Here is a 22,520-nt window from a genome sequence, read left to right as displayed (position 1 = left end):
AACAGACCCAAAGTCAGAAGGTTCCCTGGTGCGGCCTGTCGGTCAGGAAAGGCACGCCGAAAAATGTAAGGAAGGCAATCGCAAACACCACGAAAGCCATGCTCGAGGACAGGCGGGGCGACGGCTTGAACGTGATCCGCACATGCAGCGCGACGGCAAGCAGCAGCCAGGTAATGAAAGCCCAGGTTTCCAGCGGGTCCCACGCCCAGTAGCGGCCCCATGCATCCTGCGCCCAGATCGCGCCGGCGACCAGCATCAATCCGTTGAAGATCAGCGCCAGCGCCATGCATCGGTACGCGAGGTCGTCCAGCCGCTTGTCATCCGGCAAACGCTGGAACCAGGCCGAACCGCGTTCCGTACGCCGCAATTGGATGACACCCGCCAGCCCCACCGCCACGAGCATCGCCCCGAGGAACACCTTGCCCAAGCCGACGTGGATGTAAAGCCAGGGGGTACGGAAGGAACGCGGAAAATGCACCTCGCCCGGACTCGACAACACCAGCCAACCCATCATTACGAAGAGGATCGGCATGACAACTGCGGCCGACGCGCGGATCTGCGGAATGCGCCAGAAGGCAATGATGAAGGCGAGCATCAGGCTCCAGACATTGCTCGAGAGGATTTCGAACATGGTCACGAATGGCCCGTGGCCCAGGCGCTCCCAGCGAACCAGCAGCGATGCGGTATGCAGCAGCCAGCCGATGGTCATCAATGCGAGCACGGTGCGCTCCGGGCGCTTCTTCATGACGACAGACCAGATGGCAATAATGCCGCCGAGCACGTAGCAAACAATGCCGGCCCAGAGTAGTTTCAGTTCGATTTCCATTCAAGCATTATCCCGGTTCCATGGGGTGGCAGCAAACTTGCGCCAGAAGTACCAGGAGAGGCTGACCACTCCCACCGCGCAAGCGGCAATCATCCATGGAATGGTCCAGTCGTGAAAGAACCTGTACCCCATCCAGGTGCGCAGCTCATGGTATTCGAGCACGCCGCCGGGAAGGCCGATGCGGTCGCCCAGCTTCATTTCCCATCGCGAAGCTGCATAACGAACCACGACGTCCTTCTTCTCCGGCAGGCGGAAGCGCGAAGCCTTGTCCTCGGAGATCAATCCTTCTTCGACATTGAGCATGACCCAGATATCATCGCGACTGCCGGCCGGACGCCAGCTCTGCGCCTGCCCTGTAGCATTGGCCGGATAGCTGGGCAAATGGACTGCCGCCAGTGTCGGTTCACCGCCGGCTGGACGCCATAGGAATACCGGCGCGAATCCTTTGTTGGAAGTCGGGTAGATACGATAGCCGGACAGGATCAGCGGCTTGTTCAGTTCGATCCCGGCCTCGCGGCCTGCGCCCTTGTCGTCCTGCCAGCGCACCCGGTTGACCATCCGGTCAAGGACAGGCCCGGGCATGTAATCAATGTCGAAGCCGCCGTTGACAAAATGTACGTCCCCGATCCGGTCGATGTGCAAGGGACCGGCATCACGCTGTTTCAACCCGTGGAACTCCACGCCTTCCGTGACCTCGGCGGTCCCCTTCAGGTACATGAGCCTGCCGGCGGCGGCCAGCAGCACAAGCGCGATCAATGCGAGGTGAAAGACCAGCAACGGCATCTGCTTGCGGAACACGCCATTGGTCGCCACGGCCGCGATCAGGTTGAGGGCAAGCAGCAGCAGCGGGCCGGATAGCCAGGGCGCAGCGCTGTCGTCGAACTTGTACACGGCAACCGAGGCGATACCGAGCAGCAAAAGGCCGACCGGTGTGAACTTGAGTGAAGCGAGGGCCAGGACGAAACGCATCAATCGAACGATGGAGCGATGGTCAAGGTGGCGTTTCGCAATTGGACTTCATGCCGTCCCGGCCGCCGTTGCAATTGCTTTCCGACCAGGAGGTGCCGCTCGGGAAGGAATTGATACGAAGGAATGCGCGGCGATAGTACGGCCCGTTGGTATAACCGACATTATTCGTATAGGAAACGGAAGTGCCTGCGGCAAGGCCGGCCTCAGGACCGACGTCGTTCAGGTTGACCAGCAGACCCCGGTTCTTCCAGCCATGCGGCACTGCTACATGGCAGTAATTACATTTCATGGGGTTGTCGATCCTGTCGGTGTGGACCGCGTGGCCGTCGCCCTTGCTGGTGCTGAATCCGGTACCGCCACCTCCCGTTGCATAGCGGCTGTAACTGTGGCACTTGAAGCACAGGCCTGTTGCCTCCTGCCCTTCGCCGGTCGAGGTGCTGTAATCCCCCTTGAGGAGGAAGTTGTTGGCCGAACCGTGCGGCCCCCAGGGATTGCCGCCTTCCATCGTCGCGGTATTCCCCGTCGGCATAGCGGTTGCCGTCGCCGTCTCCGATCCGTGGCAATCCGAGCAATACATTGTCTGGTTGCCGATCGCTCCCGCATTGTTCCATGGGGCGAGGAAGCCGCTAGCGGGCCTGCTGGTGCGGCCGGTCGGCGCCATCACCGGATGCCATGAGCGGTGATTGTTGTTGTTGGTCGCAGTCACCGCTGCCGAAGAACCCGCCCCGCCGTCGAACCCCCTGCTGACCGATCCGATCTGGACCGCGTGGGTGGACGGTGCCTGGAACTCCTTGGCCTGGTTGGTGTACCGCGTGAAGCTGGTATGTCCGTTCGCGTTCTGCGGCGTCAGGCCGGTGCCGCCCAGCAGCGGGCGATTGGTACCGTTGGGGTAGATATTGTCATCGGTATAGCCGTAATTGGAATGGCACTTCAGGCAGATCTGGTACTCGCGCGTGACATACGTGGCCGACACCAGTGTGCTGGTGTTCATGCCTGGATCACCGCGCTTGACCGTGAAGTCCGACGGCATGGACTGGAACGAGTTGTTCGGATAGATCGGCTCCACACCCCATGAGCCGCGTAGCACACCGGAGATGATGTTGCTGTGCGTATAGCCGGCGGCATTTTCATGCCGATGGGTACCTGCCTTGTCATTGGTATTGCCCGCGGCGAGCGTGCCGGGCAAGCCATTCTGTGCCTTGATTACGCGATGCGGATTATGGCAATCTGTGCATTCTGCGTGACGGTTGCTTGCGTTGCCGAAGCCAAGCTTCGCGCGGGACTCCAGGAGATCCTTGCCGCACTGGCCGTTCACCTTGTCGCAGTTGGCCTGCAGGCTGTCGTTGAACGACCCGCCGATGTCATGCACTTCGACGCCCGCCGGCGCTTCGCTGCTCTTGACCGGCATGCGCCGCGCAAGCGTCGTGAAATCCGTCTTCACATCCGGGACGGCGGTATTGGTCAAGGCCGTGTAATTCACGATGGACGCTGCGCTCGTCGTATGGCACTGGTAGCAGGTTTCCTCGATCGCGGAATTGCCGCCCGCCTTGGGAGTGCTTGTATTGTCCGTCCCCTCGCGCAGCAGGCGGCGCGCGCCCTGGACAGTATGCGTGTCGTGGCAATTCAGGCAGGAGACCTGCCAGACTTCGGGATTGGTGTTGGCCGGCGTATCGAGCGACGACGGGAATTCGCGCTGCTGCGCGGCCGCCGCCTTGTAGGTATGTGCAGCCACACTGCGGTTGGCGTGCGCCGAGAAAGCCCAGGAGATCCCGCCCTTGTCATGGCAGGCGAGGCAGACGATGTCGTTGGTGGCATTGAAGGCGCCGCCGGCCGGCTGGTCAACCTGGAAGCGGTTCAGGCGCAGGAATTTGGCATTGCCGTTGCCCGTGGCGTTGTCGCGCAGGTGCGGGTCATGGCAGGTGGTGCATTGCATCTGCCCCTTATCGAGCGGCAGCTTTGGCGGGGTGGTGCCGCCGATGCGGTTGCCGACGATGACGCCGTCCGGCACGCGCAGTTCGCCATCGGCATTGGCCAGCGCGGTATCGTAGGTAAAGGAAATCGGATGATCCGATTTCAGTTCAGTGCCGAGATTGCGTGTGAAACCGGTGGTCGAGTCGCCCGGCATCTTCACGTTGGTCGCGCCGCCGGCCATGGTGATGGTCGGGTTCTTGACGCCGTTGAGCACGCCGACCTTGTCGACGCCCATCGTGCCATCGTGGCATGACAAGCACAGCTTCGACCCGCCGCCGGGGCCGGCGCTCAATTCCGCCGACGAGGCGTTCATCGAGCTGGAGTCGTAGGTCTGGTAGGTTTCCTGGGACAGCTTGCGGTTCCAGAGGGGCGCGCTGTAGGTATTGGCGCCGCTGCCGAGTGCGCCGGATTCGGCGTTGTGCGGGGTGTGGCAAAAGACGCACACCTGCGTTTCGGAACTGGCCTTGACGTTGCGGACCGGGACTTTGCCGCCGGACGGCGTAAGGGTACCGTCGGGTGTTGCAGAAAAGTTATGCTTGGTGCCGCGCACATCCGACACCTTGTTCGTGGCCGTGATGGCCGCCTGTGCAAGGACGGTCAACAGCATCAGCAGCAGGACAAGCAATCCTGCAGCGGTGCGCTTCGGCCGCGACATTACATCCCTCCGATCAGCTGGAAAATGACGATACGTCCGTTAAACATGTCGGCCACGTAAATCCTGTTCTGCCGGTCACTCCAGACGCCCGCTGGCAAATAGAACTGGCCGATTTCCTTGCCGGTTCCGCCAATGGGCATCAAAAACTGTCCCTGATTGTTGAATACGAGGAGATTATCGTAGAAAGACTCCACCACGTAAATGTTTCCGGAGGCATCGACGGCAACCCCTTTGGGCCGCGTCATATCGCCGACGTACAGGCCGCGCCGCCCGATGGTGGTGATTACCCTGCCCTGCATGTCGAAGATCTGCACGCGCGCGTTCATGCCGTCGGTGACGTAGAGCTTGTCCTTTGCATAAGCCAGGTGCGTCGGGTAGTTGAGCGTGCCTTCATCGTCGCCGCGGTTGCCGATCGAATCGATCAGGCGGCCATCATCGTCAAAGATCTTGACGTCGTGGGCATGGGTGTCGGAGACGTACACGCGCCCTCTTTCCGGATCGCGCGCCACCCCCGTCGGCCGGTTCAGCACGTTCTTGCCGAAACTGCCCAGCGGCTTGCCGTCCGGGCTGAGGCGGAACACTTCTCCCAGTTCGGCGTCCGCCACCAGGATCTGTCCGTTCGGCCCTTGTGCAATGCCAATCGGCGTGACGAAATTGTGCCGGTCTGTCGCCCGCGTGAAGACGTGGAGTTGTGCCGCCACATTGTCGAAAACAAAAACCGCCTGGCTGCCGATATCGGTCACCAGCACGCGCCCCTGAGGATCGACCATGCCGGTCTGCGGACGCTTGAGCACGATCTTGTCTTCGGCGGAGTCGAACATGCCGATCAGCCATTTCAGTACGCCGGCCCCCAGGCCGGGATCGTCGCCGGAATCGGGGATGAAATTGTCCTCTCCGGTCAGTTGGCCGGCATAACGGAAGCGCGGTGTCTCGGGCGGAGCCGGCCAGACGAGGGTCGCGGTTTTGGCAACCGGTTCCGGCTCCAGGTGCATGCGGTATTTCGTATCCGCGCAACCGGCGAGCAGAATCGCCCCGAGTACTGCCAGCAGGGAAAGGAGGGAGAGGCTACTGGCCAGTGCGGCGCGGAGCAACCGTGGAAAGCAGGAAGGACTGGATACGGCCATTCAAACTGTCAGCGACATAAAGTGTGTTCCGGTCGAGCGACAGGAAGGCAATCCGGTTGAAGCTCGCCGGCGAGGCGCCGCTTCCGCCGATGGTCGCGATCAGCTCGCGATCCTGGAATACCTTGATGGTATTGTCAAAATCGTCGCTGACAAACACGCGATTGAAGCGGTCGACCGCGATCGCGTGCGGCATCTTCAGCACGTCGCTTCCGAACGTGTAAAGGTCCTTGCCGTCGAATGCCATGACCACCACCTGCCGTCCGATGCGATCAGCCAGGTACAAACCGTCCGGGCCGCGCGCCATCGACTCGATGCTCTGTGCTTCGTCGGGCCGGAGCACATCCAGCGCACGCCCCAGTCCGTTGAAGACCACGACATGATTGTACAGGCTGTCGGCGATGAAAACTTGCCCGCCGGATTCATCTACAACAACGGCCACAGGCTGGCGCATTGCGGTGTCGTGCCGGAACGACGGCAACGGCCGGCCGTCCCAGGAATAATGCATCACCTGCCCGGTGCCGACCTCGGCCACGTACAGCGACAAGTCCGGCCCCACCGCAAGCGCGGACGCAGTCCCGCTTGCCGTATCGGCGAAACGGAGCATGGACAGCGTCGCCGGATCGTAGCGGAACACCTGGCGGTGACCGGAATCGGCGACATAGAGGATGTTATTGCGGGCAGCCACCGCCACCGGCGAGATGAACGGCACGTATCCCGTAATCGCAGGCCGGGGCTGCTGGAAGATACCCGACGGCTCGTTGGTCAGTTGCGCGCCCATCAGCACCTGCGCGCGCGACACCAGCGGACGCTGGGCGCCGGGCTCCGCAGCCGACAGGTTGCCGGCTCCGAGCAGGAGCGCCATTGCCAGGCCCCCGGCACAGGCGCACTTGAAAACCGAGAATGTCGAGTTATTGATGCCCATGTCCTACCACTTCCCCGGTCCGGTGGTCGACGAACCGCCGTAAATCCCCGGCGGCAGCCCTTTCTTTCCAGAATGGCACAGGTCGCAATTGGCCGCGCCCCAGGCGATCTGGTCATTGTGGCACATGCCGCAGAACTTGCCGTCGATGATGTCGGCCATGGTCACGTCATTGCCGCCGGCGCGCATCTTGAAGCCCAGTTCGGAATGGCACACCTTGCAGCGGAAACGCATGCGGTGGAACCAGTGCGGGAACACGACAGGCCGCACGCCCTCCTTTTCCGCGCGGCGGTTCAGGACGACATCGGCATATTCCGCATGCGACGGCAGGGACAGCAGCGCCAGCCATACCGCAACCAGTGCGGCCAGGAGGTGCAGCAGCGTACGGCGAGGAGCGCGGGATTCGAATGCAAACATGGGCGGCCTCATTTCCGTGGCTGGCTGTGACAGCGGTTGCATTCGGTGAGCGGGAACGCGACCGCGCCATGGCACTGGCCGCAGAACTCGCCCTGCAGCACTGCGAACATGTTCAGTCCCTTGGTACCGCCCTTCTTCGATGCGAAGATCTTTTCGTGGCAATTGCTGCAGTCCAGCCATTCCGTGTGCTGCCGGTGCGGGAACACGACCAGCGGCATCTCGCCCGTGTTGGAGAGCAGGATGTCGAGGTCGAGTACCCGGATCTCGGTGCCGGGCAGGATGTTCGTGCGCGGCTGGATGATGCCTTCGCGCAGTGCCCGAACCCAATGCACGCCGTTGCCGGGATAATCCTTCGGCAACGCGGAGAGCCCCTCGCGGGGCTCCTGCAGCATCTTGATGCCCGGGGCGGCCGGATCATGCACGCCGTCCTTGTTCAGCGGCAGCTGGACAGGGTACGGCATGTTCATCGGCCGTTGCGTGGGTTGCAGGCCGGGGATCTGGGCATGCACGGCCGCCGGAAAGGCGAGCAATGCCGCGAGCGCCAGGCACAGCCATTGCAATACACGCCACTGGCTCATATTGTGCATTGATTATCCCGGGATATAGACGCCTGCGCCACGGATTGCACGCACCAGTTCCTTGGTGGAGTCTTCCAGGACCTTGATGGCGCCTTCGTAGTCTTTCTTCGCCGCCAGGCCTTCCGCATTGACGCGCAGGGCTGCGGCCTGTTCCACGTACTTCTGGACCATGGATTCGAGGTTCGGGTTGGAGGCACGCTTCTCTTCGAGCAGGACCTTGACCAGCATCTTGTGCGTGTCGTTGCGGTCGATCTCGTAATGGTACTCCTCTTCCTTGGTGGCGAAGTTCAACGAACGCACCAGGGTGTCGCCTTCGCGCATCGTTTCGATGGAAGCGCGGGTGGCGCCATACACCTTGTCCAGCGCGGCCTTGCCTTCATCGATCTTGCCGGCGGCGGCCAGTGCCTGCGCCTCGCGGATCTGCGCTTCGATCTTTGCTGTAGTTTCCGCGCCCTTGGCGCCCAGCTTCTTCTCGGCGCTGATGCGTTTCTGTGCCGACAGCAGGGCCTTCACGCTTTCCAGGCGGTTATCGAAGTCGCGCTGCTTCTTTTCCACGCTGACCTGTTCGGGCGCAGCCTGGCGCACGCCGTCGAACATGGTCTTGGCCGCTTCATCCAGCATGCGCGATGCCGTCGGCAGGTCGCCCTTCTGGTAGGCCGATTCCGCCTGCTTGTGCAGGTCGCGTGCCTTGGCGCGCTGCGCCTGTGCCTGTGCATTGCCGCTGGCTTCGATCTGCTTGGCTCCCGAGGACGATTCCAGCAGCGTGGACACGGAAGAGAGGCGGCGCTCGATCTGCTCCTTGGTCTCCGGCGCGCGTGCCGGACGCACGGACTGGCCTTCGACAGCGGGCGCATCCGCGGCGATGGCGGCGCCGGTGTGCAGGAAAAGCGCGCCGACCAATGCGGCGAGGACGGTCTTCGTAGTACGTTGGGTAGTCATGGTTTGCTTTCGGTAGTTTGCGGCACAATCACGCCAGCCACGCGCAGTGAGCGCTGCAGGTGGAGTGTCGCATCCTGGATGGTTTTCAATGCATTCTGGTAGTTGCCCGACGCCGCGTGTTTCTGGGAGGCGTCGCGCAGGTGCCGGCTCTGCTGCACATAGCTTTCACTGATGGCGGCGCTTTCGCGCGGTGGGTTCAGCTGGGCAATGGCGAGCGGCACCAGTTCTTCGTAATTCTTATTCCGAGCGAGTTCGTACCTGTACTCCTCTTCCGGCGTCTCGAACTTCTGGTCGTAGACAATGGTCTCGGCCATCAGCATCCGGTTCAGCGCGCCGACGACGGCCTTGTAGGCTTCGCCGAGCACCGCATTGGCTTCCTTGTGGTTGCCCGACGCGGCGAGCGATTCGGCCTTGCCGATCGTGCCGTTGATGCCATTGACGTCGAGCGGCGCGGCTCCCCCCTTCCCCGCCATCTTCGCGGACACTCCCTTGTACAAAGTCAGGAAGGTCCGCGTCGCTTCGCTCATGCCGGCATAGCGGCCCCGCTCCTGCGCAGCAAGCTGCGCGGGGTCAGGAACCATGCGGGAAGCCGTCACGATTTCGCGCAAGGCTTCGTCGAGCATCTTGATTGCGGACGCCTGGCGCCCCGCCTCGGCTTCCGAAGTCGCCTTGGCAAAGAGTGCCTGCGCATCGGCGAGCTTTTTCTTCGCCTGCGCGTTGTTGCTTTGGGGGATGCGTTGCATCGCCGGAGACTGCGAGAGCAGGAGCTTGATGAGCCGGATCTTGCTTTCCAGCAGCGCCTGGCTGGAAACGGATGCATCGGCGCCAGCCGGCGCCTGTGCCTCGGCCAGCATCGGCACGCCGGCCGTTGTCGCGGCGCCGGCGAGCACGATGGCAGCCAGGGGCAGCCCGGATTTCCTGCCCGTCACGGTCATGGCTTGGCTTCCGCCTTCACTGGCATGGTCTTGCTCTTGGAGTGGCAGCGGCGGCATTCCGAGACCGGGAACGCGACCTTGCCATGGCACACGCCGCAAGCCTGGCCGAGGAGGATCGATGCCATGGAGATCTGGTTCGCACCTTTCTGCGGAACGAAGATCGCCGGGTGGCAGTTCGAGCAATCCAGCCATTCGGTGTGCTGCTTGTGCGGATAGACCACATCCGGCATCGTGCCCTTCACCTCGCGCACGATGTTCATGTCCATGACCATCGGCTTGGCGTTGGGATCGTTGCGGTCGAAGCGTGGCTGGATCCGGTTCTCGTTGAGCGTCTTCACCCAGTCGACGCGGTTGCCGTCATTGTTGCGCACGAAAGCATTGAACGCGGCGAGCGGCGGCTGCAGGGAATGCGTGCCGTCGTTCTCCGGATCGTGGATGCCGTCCTGCGGCGGCGGCAGGTTGCGCTGCGCGGCGGGCTTCATCAGGCGGTTGAAGGTGTTGGCGGGGCCGGACCCGGCAGCCGTTGCCGATGCCGGCGCTACCACAGCCACCGGAGCGGGTGCGGGTGCAGCAGCGGCCGGAGCCGGTGCCGGGGCAGGCGCTGCGGCGGCAGGTGCCGGGGCGGGTGCAGGAGCCGGTGCTGCCTTGGCCGTTGCCGCGCCCTTCGGGCCTTCGGACTGGCTGATCATGTAATTGACCGCAGCACGGACGTCGGCATCGGATAGGCTCGGGTTGCCGCCCTTGGCAGGCATCGCGCCCTTGCCCTTGATGGCGCTGGTGTACAGGGCCGGCGCGCCGGTCTTGACACGCGGTGCCCATGCAGCGGCATCACCGAGCTTGGGTGCGCCGGCGGCGCCGGTGCTGTGACAGGCGACACAGCTCGCATCGTAGATTGCTTTTCCGTTCGGCAGGTCGGCTGCGACTGCGGACAGCGACATGACACCTGTTGCCATTGCAAAGAGGGCGGCACGGAGCATGAGAGACTTGTTCATGATTGCTCCTATTTCTTCGGCTGTTGGGTTTGCGCTTGCTGCGGCTTGGCAGCATTCGCCGGCACGACCAGCGAATTGATGGTGCTTTCATGCACCTGCGTCGGCGTACCCGGTTTGCCGGAGTGGCACAGGTTGCAGTTCTCGATCGACCATGCGATGTTGCCGTTATGGCAGGCGCCGCAGTACTGGCCGTCGATGATCTTCACCATGTTGATGTCGTTGCCGCCGGCCTTGAACTTGAAGCCGAGGTCCGCGTGGCATACCTTGCAACGGAAGCGGATGCGATGGAACCAGTGCGGGAACACCGCGGGACGCATGCCGGCGCCATCCGAATAGTTGTTGATGACGACGTCGCCGTACTCGGCGCGCGCGTCGCGCATGTCGGCCAGACCGGCCGCCAGGACAAGTATCAACAGCAGGATCGTCCTGAAGACCCGGCTGAACTCCATTACTCTTATCATTACTCCCTACCTTTCAAACAGCGACACAAAAATCAGAAAAATCAGTACCCGAAGGTGCGCGTGACCGTGAACATGATCGACTTGTTCAGCTTCGCTTCTCCTTCCGTCAATTCAAATCCATCCGACGTGCGCCGGATGACCGGCGTCACGTTGCGCGAGATGAGCGCGTTGGCGCGCAGGATGATGCGCCCGATCGCATAGTCCAGGCGGGTGTCCCACGCCGATGTTTCGTAATCCGAGGCGCCGCCGAGCATCGGCAGCAAGGCGGCGCTGGACATGCGCACGCTCGAGCTGAACGTCAGGCGGCGGATGCCGAACAGGCGTCCCTGGCGATAGGTCACGCTGCCGTTGGACGAGAGCTTGATATCGTTCAGGTCCTGGTTCGTGGTGACGCCCCGTATCGGGACATTGCCGAGATCCTGCTTGATCGCTTGAATGGCGAGGCTGCCGTTCCACGAGCTGTCGCCGCCGGTCTGGATGCTGCCCGAGAACTGCAGGTTAAGCATCTGGAAGACTTCCGTCGGGCCTGTCAGCGCCCGGGAATCGCTGTAGCCGGCATGCACCATGGTGTTGGCCACGCCTTCGCTCGAGGTCCAGGAGACACCGACGTTGTGGGTGAGGCGCCTGCTTCCGCTCGGCGTCATGAGGCTTTCGATGTCCGGACGTTCCTGGGAGTTGCGGCGACGGCTCTGGATCGCCGCGGCGAGTGCCTGCGTAGCGCTGAAATTGAGGCGCGATCCGCCATCGAACTCATGGTTGTGGTGTAACGAATGGGTCAGCTGCAACGATAGCTGTGCGGATGCGTTGCCATCGGCCTCGGCGCTGTGTGATGCGCCGCCGGACGTCGACCAGCGATACGTAAACTCGCCGAGTTCGATACCGGCCGGCGAGTGCGTGATCGACACGGATTCGCTGGTGCTGTTGCGTTTTTCGCCGTTCGCCGTCGAGGAATTGAAGTTGATCGTGCCGTACGCATAGGTTTCCTGCGACAGCGTGTAGGTCATTCCGAGGCTGAGGTTTGTTGTCTGCAGCTTCCGGCTCTCGTTTGCGTTGCTGACGGCCGGATCGATGAGATCGGAAGTCAGTCCAAGCGCGCGCACCGAAGCCGTGACGGTGTACGGATCTTCTTCGGGACGGTAGGTCGCAACGGAGCTGAGCTGCATCAGGCGCACGTCGCTGCTCGCACGATCGAGCCGGAATCCCGAGGTATTGATGTTGGCCGTGCTGTCGACGGTGTAATACTCTTCTTCGGGTGCGTAGTTGTGCGACACAGCGACATTGGTTTGCCGCTGCCGGCTGTCGAGGCCGTCCTGCTTGATGTTGTTGGTGCCGATCGTTGCCCCCATCGTATGCTCGGGCAGGCGGTGGGCGAGCGTGAGGAGCAGTGAATCCATGCGCGAGCCGCCGAAATCGGCATTGGCACTCTGCGTGCTGCGGTTCCAGTCCAGGGAGGCGTTCGCGCCACTCTCGTGCTGGTAGCTCTGAGTGAAGCCGTAACGCATGTTCAGCGTGGCGCCGGCTACCGGCGAGAATTCGGCCGTGGTACGGCTGTAGGTCCGGTCAAAATAGGCTTCGAAGGGAAAGCGGCTGCGATACATCAGGGACAGCCGTCCGTTGCCGCTGAACAGGACGTTCCGGCTGACGGTCGACGAACCCGGCATGTCGCCCCCGCCGTTGAAGCTGTTCTGCCCCACGTGCAAACGCATGTCGCCGAAGAACCTGCCGAACCAGGGCTGCCATACGTAACTGCTGAAGCGCGCGCCGATCATGCTTGTCAGGCCCCGGCTGGTGGTGTCGAAGTCCGGGCCGGTATTGCGGAACCATTCGTAGCCGACACTGCCATACAGCGCATAGCGGGGAGAAAGCAGGCCAAGCTTCGTCCACCAGGAGTCATCCTCCTCGACGGCGCCCGCGGGATTGTTCGGGGCCGGCACGGGCGAAGCCTGACGGGGCTCGCCCTGGGAGGACGAGCCCACACTGGCGGGGGGTAGTGCGGGGAGCGCGCTGCGCGGGAAGAGCAATGCGGATAACGCCATGCAGAGCAAGGGCGAGATTCCGGCACGCTTCGCGAGCGTTGCTGCCACAGCATTCCTCACATCCAACCTTGTTCACCCGGAAGAGCGAGCCGGCCTTATTTTGGCGCGGCGTTGTCTCCGGCACCATCTGCCGCAAGCGGCAGGAACTTCGACTCGTCGACCTGCGCCGGCGTAGCCTTGCGCAATTCAGCAATCAGATTGCTCCATGCAACGTTCGAATTGTCACGCTTGAGCAGGTCGCGGGCGCGTTGTTCGACGCGCTCGAAGTCATGTTTTTTCGGCTCGATGCGATCGGTCAGCTTCAGCAGGCCCACGCCCTCCAGAAGGCGAAGCACTTCGGAGACGTCGCCCGGCTTCATGGTGCCGAGAAGGTCCTGGACCGGTACCGGCAACATGCCCTTGTGCAGATAACCCATATCGCCGCCTTGTTCAGCCGACGGCGCCTTGGAATGCTTCTTGGCGGTTTCGGCAAAATCGGCGCCGTCACGGATCAGCTTGAGGACGGCGCTGAGGCCTTCCGCGGCCTTGTCCCACTCCTCCTGGGGCGCGATCGGTGCGACCGGCGCAAGGATGACGGACACGCGCACACGCTCGGGTTCGGTGAACTTGTCGAGGTTGGCTTCGTAATACGCCTTGACTGCAGCGATATCCGGATCCGGAATTGCGCGCACGGACTTCTCCAGCAACGCGACAATGCTGTCCTCTTCCAGGCGCGCGGTCAGGCCCGGCAGGATGTTTTCCTTGTTCTTCTTCCAGTGCTCGCTGTTGCCATAGCGCTGTTCGTAACCATCGAGCGTCTTTTTGATCTCAGCCTGGTCGGGCTGGATACCGCGGCGGTGTGCTTCGCGCAGGATCAGCACGCGGTTGACGAGATCGTCGGCCACGGTGCGCTGCAGTGCGGCCACATCCTTTTCAGGTGCCCGGCCATGATAGAACTTGTTGCGCGCCGCATTGACGAACGCAGCGTCATATTCCGCAAAGGTGATCACCGTGTCGCCGAGGCGGGCAAAAACGGCTTCCTGCACTGCGGCTGCGGGGGCAGCAGCTGTTGAAGGTGCTACCGTGGGTGCTGCCTGTGCCACTGCAGACGCGCCCGCCCCAAGAAGCGCGGACATCAGGACCGTGTGGCAGGCGAAGTGAATCGACTTTTTCATGGCGGCGCTACCTTTCAATTTTGATGGCGGAGCATCTCCGCCGGATCCATTCCAGGAATAACGGCAAAAACCGTCATTCCTGGAATGCCCCTTTGTGCGATGGGGCAGGCAAGTCAACCTTGCCTGCCCCTCTCGTCCAACCCTGCTGAAATCAGCCTTTACTTGATATGGCAGGTCAGGCAGATTTCACTACCGGCAACCGGCACGCGCATGAAGAGTTCTGCGTTGGCGTGCGGATCGTGGCAGCTTGCGCACTCGACGTACGGCTGGTAGTTGCCGCCGCCGGTGGAACGCGTGTACAGCTGGATGTCGTTCTTGTCACGGCCTGCAGCATTGCCCGTTGCCTTCTCGACGTACCAGACCGGCACGTTGTTGATGACGGTTGCGGACGTTGCACGGAATGCGGTGTCGGCAAAGGCGTTGTTGGTCACCACTGCACCTGCCACGCTGTACGTAAAGCCGCCTGCGTACTTGATACCGATCGGGTGATCGTTCTGCAGGTCCTTGCCGTCGCCGCCGACCGTGCCACCACCGAGGTTGGTCATGGCGGTAGTGGAGAGGCCTCCGTTGACCAGGTTGTTGCCTGCCGCCCAGGCACCGCCCAGAGCTGCGTTGCCGGAACCAGGAGCGTTGGCCATCGTGTTGATTGCCTGCGTACCGTCGTGGCAGGACAAGCAAGCCAGGGAGACGGAACCGACGGTCACGCCAGTCTGCTCAGCTTCCATGGTCGGCGAAGCATTGACGGAACCATAGGTCTGATAGTAGTTGGCGGCCTTCACTTGACGCTGCCAGAGCGGTGCTGCTGCGGAGGCTGCGCCGTGAGGCGTGTGGCAGAACACGCAAACCTGCGTCGTTGCGCCGGCACCGGTGTAGTAGTTCACGCGGGTTGCGCCTTGCGAACCGGCCGCCGGCGTGGTGGCGGACAGGTTATGCTTGGTGTCCACGACCTGTGCGTCCGCGCCTTGCATCAGGCCCAGCGCACCGACAGTCAAAACCGCTGCGTATGTGGCGCGATGAAGATAGTGCGCCAATCCCTTTCCAAATTTGTTTCCCATGATTGAATACCCGCCTTTCTTTTATTAGTGACCGAGAGGAAGATTCCCGATTAAAACGTTTAGTGCAATCAACATGTAGCAAAAGCAGTGCCAGATAGTGAATTGACCCGTATCAGGAATTCCATTTCCGTCCGTCAGTGATTTATTGCCTTTACAAACAGTTTCTGGCATCAAAAACAACGGAACTTCCATTCTCGACACCTCCCCGTATAGGAATTGCGCCTACCCAACCGCCTTTCGCCGCAAAACCGCCTTTTTACTGCTTTGCGGCACATTCCCGCTTGCAGGAATAAGTTCTTAGCTACAAGAAACCTATTAACAAACCAGCATCGAGATCAAGTCCGCGTCAATTGCCCGACGCGCCCTTTGCTGCAGGCCCTTTTGGGGCGGTGAATCCCGCCCCCTCCGCCAGCTTGGCAGGACGATAGATTTCCAGCTTCCGGAAATACTGGTCGACCATGTAGACACGGCCGTCGCCGTCAACGGCGATACCCGACGGAAGCATGTACTTGGCAGGGGCATCGTTCTCGGAACGGCCGCCGACGGCCAGCAGGAGCTGACCTTCCGGATTGAAGATCTGGAAGTTGCCGAAGGCGGCATCGACCACATAGATATTGCCGTCAGGGTCCACCGCTGCTTCCTTCGGACGGGAGAACTGGCCGCCCTGACGGCCGATGGAGCCGAACACGCGCACGAAGGTGCCGTCCGGCTTGAACACCTGGACGCGGAAATTGCCGCCGTCGACGACGTACAGCAATCCGTCGGTGCCGATGGTGATATCGCGGGGAAGATTGAACTCGCCGTCGGCGGCGCCGCGCTTGCCGATGTCGAACAGGTGCTTGTTGGCGGCGATGTCGAACACCATGATGCGGTGCTTTTCATTGGTCACCGCGCCGGTGTCGACCACATACATGCGGGCACCCTCGGAGTCGACGGCAATGCCCGAAGGACGGGACAGGCGCGCCCCCGCAGCCAGGGTCTTGATGAACTTGCCATCCTTGTCATACATCTGCACCAGCTTCGCGGTGCCATCGACGACGTATACATTCCCCTTGCCGTCCACGTCGATCCCCAGCGGCATGCTCAGGGGGCCGTCGCCGCCGTCGCCGACGCGGAACGTCTTCTGGGTCGGAATATCGAAGGCGACCACGGAGCGTCCGCCCGAGTCGGTAACGAACACGCGGCCATGATAGGCTGCCACGCCGTACGGCTTGGTCATGCCCTCTCCGGATTCGGTGGAACCGGTCAGCATGCGCTTCAGGTCAGCGTTCTTGTCTTCCTTCGAGACGTCGGCCGTGGAATAGATGGTGCGCTCATAATAGAAGCGCGGCTCATCCGGAGGAGGCGGGAAAATGGGAAACTGGGCGTCGCCGCGCTTGGTTGGCGCGCCGCATGCCGCAACCATCAGAACGGCTGCCACCTGGATGGCGGTCAGCAACCCCTTGCGGGAAACCAGCGATTTCATGCTCATCTTTGCATCCTTCAATGAAAGCGTCCCGGCGGGACTGAACGCAAGTTGCGTAATCGAATCTGGTTAGCAAGCAACGTACCACCTTCATTCCGGCAGGAAAAGCAGCAAGAGATTTACAACAGGCATCATTCTTGCTCATGGGCACACCGTTCCTTCGATATATAGTGCTGCGGTTGACGACAGCACTTCGCATTCCTACCAGACATGACAAAACACACCATGCTCGCCGGACACTTCCTCATCAGCGCAGCCAGCCTGCTCCTCCTCGGCCTCACAGGCATTTCGCAGGCCGTTGCCGCGCCGTCGGGCGACAAGAGTGGAAAAGCGATGTCGCCGGCGGCGATCTATCACAACTACTGCTCCGTCTGCCACGGCGACCGCGGTGACGGCGACAGCCGCGCCAAGGGCAGCATGGTTCCGCCGCCGAAGGACTTCACGAACCCCGGTGTCGCCCACATGCTGACGCGTGAACAGATGATCGCTGCGGTGGCCAACGGCAAGTCGGGCACTGCCATGACTCCGTGGAAATCGCAGCTCACGCAAAAGGAAATCGAAGGCGTGGTCGACTATGTCCGCGCCACCTTCATGCCGGCGGCATCCTCGGATACCAACAACCGGGGCCGCAAAATCTACGCCGAATACTGCTCCGTCTGCCACGGCGAACGCGGCAACGGCAAGAGCCGCGCCTCGGGCAGCCTCATGCCCCCGCCGCGCGACTTCACCAACGCCGCCGCGCGAGCCGAACTGTCGCGCGAACGCATGATCAAATCGGTCACCTTCGGCCGCCCGGAAACGGCAATGGTCGGCTTCAAGTCGCAGCTCAGCGAAAAGGACATCCAGGCGGTGGTCGATTACGTCCGCACGGGTTTCATGGCATCGTCGAACACGGCCGGCATTTCAGGCACCACCTCGGGCAACCGCGGCCACCTGCCGGCAATGGATGCAGCCGCACCACAGGCCGCAGCCGCAGCACCGGCGCCCGCAGCCAAGCCGGCCGCGCCGGTCAACATGAACGCCCCGATGCCCAAGGGCCTCAAGGGCGATGCCACCAAGGGCGCTGCCTTCTTCATGAGCAACTGCTCGACCTGCCATGGCGCTACCGGCGACGGTCGCGGTCCGCGCGCCTACTTCATCAATCCGAAGCCGCGCAACTTCCTGCATGACGCCGCCCGCGCCGACCTCAACCGTCCGGCGATCTTCAAGGCGACGAGCGAAGGCAAGCTGGGTACCGAAATGCCGGCATGGGGCAAGGTGATGACCGACCAGGAAATCGCTGACGTGGCAGAATTCGTGTTCACGCGCTTCATCAAGCCGGCAGATACCGCAAAGGCGGCGAAGTAAAGAATGAAATTACTGGCATTGCTTGGGCTGCTGCTGTCGCTGGCAGCCTGCTCCGACCGGACCGCCTCCCAAGGGGCGGCAACGACAGAGGGCGAGATCGCGCCAAAGGCAGAAGTCCTTGAACTCGGCCGCAAGGTGTACAATTTCCGTTGCTATTTTTGCCACGGCTATTCCGGGGATGCCCAGACGCTTGCCAGTACCTATCTGTCGCCGCGCCCGAGGGATTTCACCAAGGTGTCGCCGGCGCAGCTGAGCCGCGAGAAGATGCTGGAGACCGTCACGCACGGCCGTCCCGGCACCGCGATGAAAGGCTTTGCGGACATCCTTCCGCCGCACGAGATCGCCGCCGTCACCGACTTTGTCCGCCAGGAGTTCATGATCTCCAAGGCACGCAATACGGCCTATCACACCAAGGAAAACGGCTGGCCCGACCATGAACGCTACGCCGCCGCCTTCCCGTTCGCCACCGGCCAGGTCACCCTGGACACGCCGGCAGACAAGCTGACGCCCGAGCAGCGCGCCGGCCGCAAGCTCTTCATGACCGCCTGCATCAGCTGCCACGACCGCGCGAAAGTCAACAATGAAGGCATGCCGTGGGATTCGCGCGCACTGTCCTACCCGCGCATGGGATTCCAGCCGGGCGACTGGCCGCCGAAGCAGGTGGACGGCGTGTCGAGTGCGACGCCCTATCACATCCACGACCGCGCACCGAAGATTGCCGGCCTGACGGCAAAGGAAAAGAAAGGCGAAGGGCTGTACCAGCAGAACTGCGCCTTCTGCCATGCGGCCGACGGCACCGGACGCAACTGGATCGGCACCTTCCTCGAGCCGCATCCGCGCGACCTCACGGCGCCGGAATTCATGTCGGCCATGACCGCCGAACGCCTCACCGGCGTGATCAAGGACGGCCTGCCCAACACATCGATGCCGGCCTGGAAGTCCGTCCTGAGCGACAGCGACATCGATGCACTGATCGCCTACATCTCGCGCGCCTTCCATCCGGTCGGCGGCAATCCGACCCAGCCTTCCGCTCCGCAGAAACCCTGATTCCGGGCGGCTCCGGCCGTCCGGCCATTTCCTGTAATTGGAAATATTCCACCAAGCAATTATCGTTTTTGGGAATCAATTGATCCAGACAAGGGTCATTGCCGCGCAGCCTCACGTTTCCATATAGCAATGTCATTGGCATATTTATTGCGTTTAAGCAAGCGCAGAGTACCCGCTGTTTCCCGCTTTGCAATACCCCTTTTTTTGCTTTAATCCCTAGGAGAAGATATGAAACTGAGTTTTGTCGGTACCGCCGTTGCCGCTGGCCTGCTGGTCGTGGCTGGTCATTCCTTTGCCGCTGACGGCAAGGCAGTCTACGATGCCACTTGCGCAGCATGCCACGGTACCGGCGCAGCCGGCGCACCGAAGCTCGGCGACAAGGCAGCCTGGGCACCGCGCATCGCCGCGGGCAACGCTGCCATGAACGCTGCCGCCATCAAGGGCAAGGGCGTAATGCCGGCCAAGGGCGGCAACAGCGGCCTGTCCGATGCAGACGTGACTGCAGCCGTCGCGTACATGGTTGCCCAGTCGAAGTAATTCGGCACAGAGGAAAGCGCAACGCGCTTTCCTCCCCCTCTCACGGCCATGCGTTCCGTCCTTTTACGAACCGGCATTGAATTCTCAGTACCGGTCCGCAAGAGCATCAAGCAGCCGCACGACGCTACACACCATGGGAACCACCATGCGCAAGCTGATCGTATCAAACCTCCTCCTGATCATGTTCCTGGTGGGCGCGGCGTCGGGCTTCTTCATGAGCAACATCGGCTGGTGGGGCCTGTACCAGGGTGAACAAGATCTCGAGCAGCTCTACCGCAGCAGCGGTTCCGTGCTCAAGGACGTGTCCGAGGTCGAGCGCCTGATGCTGCGCTGCCAGGCCGTGTTCGTCGATGCACTGAAAAAGCAGCAACTGACCGCCGGGGACAAGGCAACCCTCCACCAAGTCGACACCGGCCTCAATACGCTGCTGACGCGCCTCCAGCGGGATTCGAAACACAGCGAGCATTGGGCCCATGTCGCCCATCTGCATTCCCGTGTGATTTCCAGCAGGCAGCACGCGATGACCCTGATGGCGACCGATCCCGCAGAAGCCTACCGTTTCCACACCCACACCACCCTGCCGCTGTACAACCAGCTGATCTCGACGCTGCACCAATTCACTCCTGCAGCCATCCAGGCCGAACAGCAAGCCTACGAAAAAGCCGTCGCCGACAACCGCCTTGCGCGCAACACGCTGCTGGGCATGTCCTTGCTGGCAACGGTCTTCTTCTGCTTCACCGCCTGGCTGACCTATCGGGAATCGATGGAAAGGCGGCGCAAGTCGGCAGAGCTCAACCGCGAGCACACGCTGTTCCGCACCCTGTTCGAAGCCAGCAACGACGGCGTCCTCCTGATCAGCGCCGGGCGCGTTACCGACGTCAATCGCGCGGCGCTCAAGCTGTTTGCGCTGCCGCCCGTTCCGGTCGAGTCCGACGTCGAGCTGGAACGTCTTCAGCCCGAGCGCCAGCCCGACGGCACGCTCTCCGGCCCCGCACTGCGCACCCGCCTGGAAGGCAGCCTCAAGTCCGGATCGCAGCGTTTCGAGTGGCACTTCAAGTCTGCCGACGGCCGCGAGTTCCCCGCCGAACTGGCGATCGACGTCGCCCTCCTCGGCGAACGGACCACTGTCCAGCTGACCATCCGCGACATTACCCGCAGGAAGACCGCCGAGACATCGATGCGGCTGGCCAACCAGGCTTTCGAGAATTCGCTCGAAGGCATCGCCATCACCGACGCCCACGGCGACATCCTCACGGTCAACAGCGCGTTCACAGTCATCACCGGCTATACGCGCGAAGAAGTCCTCGGCCGCAATCCCCGCCTGCTCAGCTCAGGCCGGCAGTCGCGCGAGTTCTACGACGAAATGTGGCGCTCGATCCACGAAACGGGCAAATGGCAGGGCGAGATCTGGAATATCCGCAAGAACGGCGATATCTATCCGCAATGGCTCAATATCAGCCGCGTCGTCGACGATCACGGCAACGTCTGCAATTACGTGGGCGTGTTCAGCGACATTTCCGAGCGCAAGTCGGCCGAAGAACGCATCCTGCACCAGGTGTACTACGACCAGCTGACCGACCTGCCCAACCGCGTGCTGTTCACCGACCGCCTGAACCAGGTGCTGGGCATGGCCAAGCGCCACAAGGATGTCCACTTCGCGGTGATGTTCCTTGACCTCGACCGTTTCAAGCTCATCAACGACAGCATGGGCCACGACGCCGGCGACCAGTTGCTGCAGCAGGCGGCCCACCGGCTGCGCGGCAGCGTGCGCGAGTCGGATACGGTGGCGCGCATGGGCGGGGACGAGTTCACCATCGTCCTCTCGGAAATCGCCGACGGCAAGGATGCCGGCAACGTCGCGCAAAAGATCCTGGACGCCTTCCGTCCGCCCTTCTCCCTGAACGGTGAAGAAGTCTTCGTGTCGGTCAGCATCGGCATCAGCGTCTATCCGGAAGACGGCAACAACATCGAGATCCTGCTCAAGAATGCGGACATGGCGATGTACCGGGCCAAGGGCGCCGGCGGCTCCTGGTTCGAGCTGTATGACGAAGGCCTGGGTAATGCCGCCAGCCAGCGCCTGACGATGGAAACGGCGCTGCACAAGGCGCTGGAACGCGACGAGATGGAGTTGCATTACCAGCCGCAGTTCGATTGCGACAGCGGCAAGCTTCTCGGCTTCGAGGCGCTGCTGCGCTGGCGCCATCCGGAGCGCGGGCTGCTGGCGCCGGATGCCTTCCTCAGCATTGCGGAAGAAACCGGCCTCATTGTCCCGATCGGCGACTGGGTCCTGCACACGGCATGCGCCCAGGCGCAGCAATGGCGGCACGCATTCCCGGGCCACCGCTTGATGGCGGTGAACCTGTCCGGCCGCCAGTTCCAGTCTGCGGACCTGGTCAAGCAGGTATCGGCCGCGCTGCAGCAAAGCGGCCTGCCGCACTTCTGCCTCGAGCTGGAAATCACCGAAACCGTGGTCATGCAGAACCTGGAAACGAGCATCGCGATCATGCACCAGCTCGCCGAGCTGGGGGTACAATTCTCGATCGATGATTTCGGTACCGGTCACTCCTCGCTGGCTTACCTGAAGAAGCTGCCGATCCATGCGCTCAAGATCGACCGCACCTTCGTGCGCGACCTGGCGACCGACCAGGACGATGCAGCCATCGTCGGCGCCATCGTTGCCATGGCCAACAAGCTTGGCCTGCGCGTGGTGGCAGAAGGTATCGAGGATAAATCACAGTTCCATCTGCTGAAGCAATACAAGGGCATCGTCGGCCAGGGATACCTCCTCGGCCGCCCGGTTCCCGCAGAAAGCGCGACAAAACTGATCGCGGAAGGCAAACCCAAGGCGGTACCCGCATAAGCGGGGCCGCTCCAGCTTCCGCCGGCACGCAGCCCCGCCCATGCTGCCCCGGCGCGTCACATCTGGCCTGTTTGTTGCATGACAAGCAAAGATTCGCCCTGCGCGCCCCCCCGCGCGTGGCACAGTCGCATGTTGCTGCCGCTGCCAGCGGCCTTCATCGGGAACGCACAGCTGGGACGGCGTTCCATCCGGCTGCTGGATGCACGCCGGCTGATGAACGATCTTGAACCCGT

General features: G+C 62.2%; 19 protein-coding genes. 4 read left to right on the top strand and 15 right to left on the bottom strand.

The window, feature by feature from the left end; genetic code table 11:
- Nucleotides 1-13 precede the first annotated feature (13 nt).
- The 15 genes from ccsA to AC3WOY_RS23835 all read right to left on the bottom strand — a co-directional run bounded on the left by ccsA (nucleotide 14) and on the right by AC3WOY_RS23835 (nucleotide 16,502).
- On the bottom strand, nucleotides 14-826 hold the full coding sequence (gene ccsA / locus AC3WOY_RS23905) for a cytochrome c biogenesis protein CcsA (RefSeq protein WP_492428360.1): 813 nt from the start codon (nucleotides 824-826) through the stop codon (nucleotides 14-16).
- Nucleotides 827-1,795 carry a cytochrome c biogenesis ResB family protein gene (locus AC3WOY_RS23900; RefSeq protein WP_492428358.1) on the bottom strand — a complete coding sequence of 323 codons (969 nt, stop codon included), beginning with the start codon at nucleotides 1,793-1,795 and terminating at the stop codon, nucleotides 827-829.
- Between the two features lie 22 nt (nucleotides 1,796-1,817).
- Complete coding sequence (locus AC3WOY_RS23895; protein ID WP_492428356.1) at nucleotides 1,818-4,421, bottom strand: cytochrome c3 family protein; 2,604 nt, start codon at nucleotides 4,419-4,421, stop codon at nucleotides 1,818-1,820.
- Entirely contained in the window at nucleotides 4,421-5,545 is a 1,125-nt protein-coding gene (locus tag AC3WOY_RS23890) for a 6-bladed beta-propeller (RefSeq protein ID WP_492428354.1), read from the bottom strand. Before AC3WOY_RS23890 ends, AC3WOY_RS23895 begins: the two co-directional genes overlap by 1 nt.
- A complete protein-coding gene (locus AC3WOY_RS23885; RefSeq protein ID WP_492428352.1) occupies nucleotides 5,487-6,467 on the bottom strand; it encodes an NHL repeat-containing protein in 981 nt (326 codons plus the stop codon). The genes AC3WOY_RS23890 and AC3WOY_RS23885 overlap by 59 nt, the downstream gene beginning before the upstream one ends.
- Before the next feature lie 3 nt (nucleotides 6,468-6,470).
- Nucleotides 6,471-6,881, bottom strand: a complete 411-nt coding sequence (locus AC3WOY_RS23880) for a c(7)-type cytochrome triheme domain-containing protein (protein WP_492428350.1) — start codon at nucleotides 6,879-6,881, stop codon at nucleotides 6,471-6,473.
- Between the two features lie 8 nt (nucleotides 6,882-6,889).
- Nucleotides 6,890-7,468: a c(7)-type cytochrome triheme domain-containing protein gene (locus tag AC3WOY_RS23875; protein WP_492428348.1), complete on the bottom strand. Its 579-nt coding sequence runs from the start codon at nucleotides 7,466-7,468 to the stop codon at nucleotides 6,890-6,892.
- Between the two features lie 3 nt (nucleotides 7,469-7,471).
- Entirely contained in the window at nucleotides 7,472-8,398 is a 927-nt protein-coding gene (locus tag AC3WOY_RS23870; protein ID WP_492428346.1) for a hypothetical protein, read from the bottom strand.
- Nucleotides 8,395-9,333, bottom strand: a complete 939-nt coding sequence (locus AC3WOY_RS23865; protein ID WP_492428344.1) for a hypothetical protein — start codon at nucleotides 9,331-9,333, stop codon at nucleotides 8,395-8,397. Before AC3WOY_RS23865 ends, AC3WOY_RS23870 begins: the two co-directional genes overlap by 4 nt.
- Entirely contained in the window at nucleotides 9,330-10,325 is a 996-nt protein-coding gene (locus AC3WOY_RS23860) for a c(7)-type cytochrome triheme domain-containing protein (RefSeq protein ID WP_492428342.1), read from the bottom strand. The genes AC3WOY_RS23865 and AC3WOY_RS23860 overlap by 4 nt, the downstream gene beginning before the upstream one ends.
- An 8-nt stretch (nucleotides 10,326-10,333) precedes the next feature.
- On the bottom strand, nucleotides 10,334-10,786 hold the full coding sequence (locus tag AC3WOY_RS23855) for a c(7)-type cytochrome triheme domain-containing protein (RefSeq protein WP_492428340.1): 453 nt from the start codon (nucleotides 10,784-10,786) through the stop codon (nucleotides 10,334-10,336).
- A gap of 41 nt (nucleotides 10,787-10,827) precedes the next feature.
- Nucleotides 10,828-12,870, bottom strand: a complete 2,043-nt coding sequence (locus tag AC3WOY_RS23850) for a hypothetical protein (RefSeq protein ID WP_492428338.1) — start codon at nucleotides 12,868-12,870, stop codon at nucleotides 10,828-10,830.
- A gap of 47 nt (nucleotides 12,871-12,917) precedes the next feature.
- Entirely contained in the window at nucleotides 12,918-13,976 is a 1,059-nt protein-coding gene (locus AC3WOY_RS23845; RefSeq protein ID WP_492428336.1) for a peptidylprolyl isomerase, read from the bottom strand.
- Nucleotides 13,977-14,134: 158 nt separating this feature from the next.
- Nucleotides 14,135-15,031, bottom strand: coding sequence for a cytochrome c3 family protein (locus AC3WOY_RS23840; RefSeq protein WP_492428334.1), 897 nt, complete (start codon nucleotides 15,029-15,031; stop codon nucleotides 14,135-14,137).
- A 346-nt stretch (nucleotides 15,032-15,377) separates the two neighbouring features.
- Nucleotides 15,378-16,502 (bottom strand): 6-bladed beta-propeller, encoded by a 1,125-nt coding sequence (locus AC3WOY_RS23835; protein ID WP_492428332.1) that lies wholly within the window; start codon nucleotides 16,500-16,502, stop codon nucleotides 15,378-15,380.
- 204 nt (nucleotides 16,503-16,706) lie between these two features.
- Here AC3WOY_RS23835 and AC3WOY_RS23830 point away from each other — a divergent pair, with 204 nt between their 5' ends.
- The 4 genes from AC3WOY_RS23830 (at nucleotide 16,707) to AC3WOY_RS23815 (ending at nucleotide 22,287) form a co-directional block, all read left to right on the top strand.
- The gene (locus tag AC3WOY_RS23830; protein WP_492428330.1) at nucleotides 16,707-17,843 is read left to right on the top strand and encodes a c-type cytochrome; all 1,137 of its coding nucleotides are present in this window, start codon (nucleotides 16,707-16,709) and stop codon (nucleotides 17,841-17,843) included.
- A 3-nt stretch (nucleotides 17,844-17,846) separates the two neighbouring features.
- Nucleotides 17,847-18,890: a c-type cytochrome gene (locus tag AC3WOY_RS23825; protein WP_492428328.1), complete on the top strand. Its 1,044-nt coding sequence runs from the start codon at nucleotides 17,847-17,849 to the stop codon at nucleotides 18,888-18,890.
- Nucleotides 18,891-19,118: 228 nt separating this feature from the next.
- A complete protein-coding gene (locus tag AC3WOY_RS23820) occupies nucleotides 19,119-19,427 on the top strand; it encodes a c-type cytochrome (RefSeq protein WP_492428326.1) in 309 nt (102 codons plus the stop codon).
- A gap of 145 nt (nucleotides 19,428-19,572) precedes the next feature.
- Nucleotides 19,573-22,287, top strand: a complete 2,715-nt coding sequence (locus AC3WOY_RS23815) for a putative bifunctional diguanylate cyclase/phosphodiesterase (protein WP_492428324.1) — start codon at nucleotides 19,573-19,575, stop codon at nucleotides 22,285-22,287.
- Nucleotides 22,288-22,520 lie beyond the last annotated feature (233 nt).

The organism is Noviherbaspirillum sp. FW303-A3 (assembly GCF_058788695.1).
The sequence above is the reverse complement of the archived record's forward strand: the minus strand, read 5'-3'. Positions and strand labels throughout refer to the sequence as shown.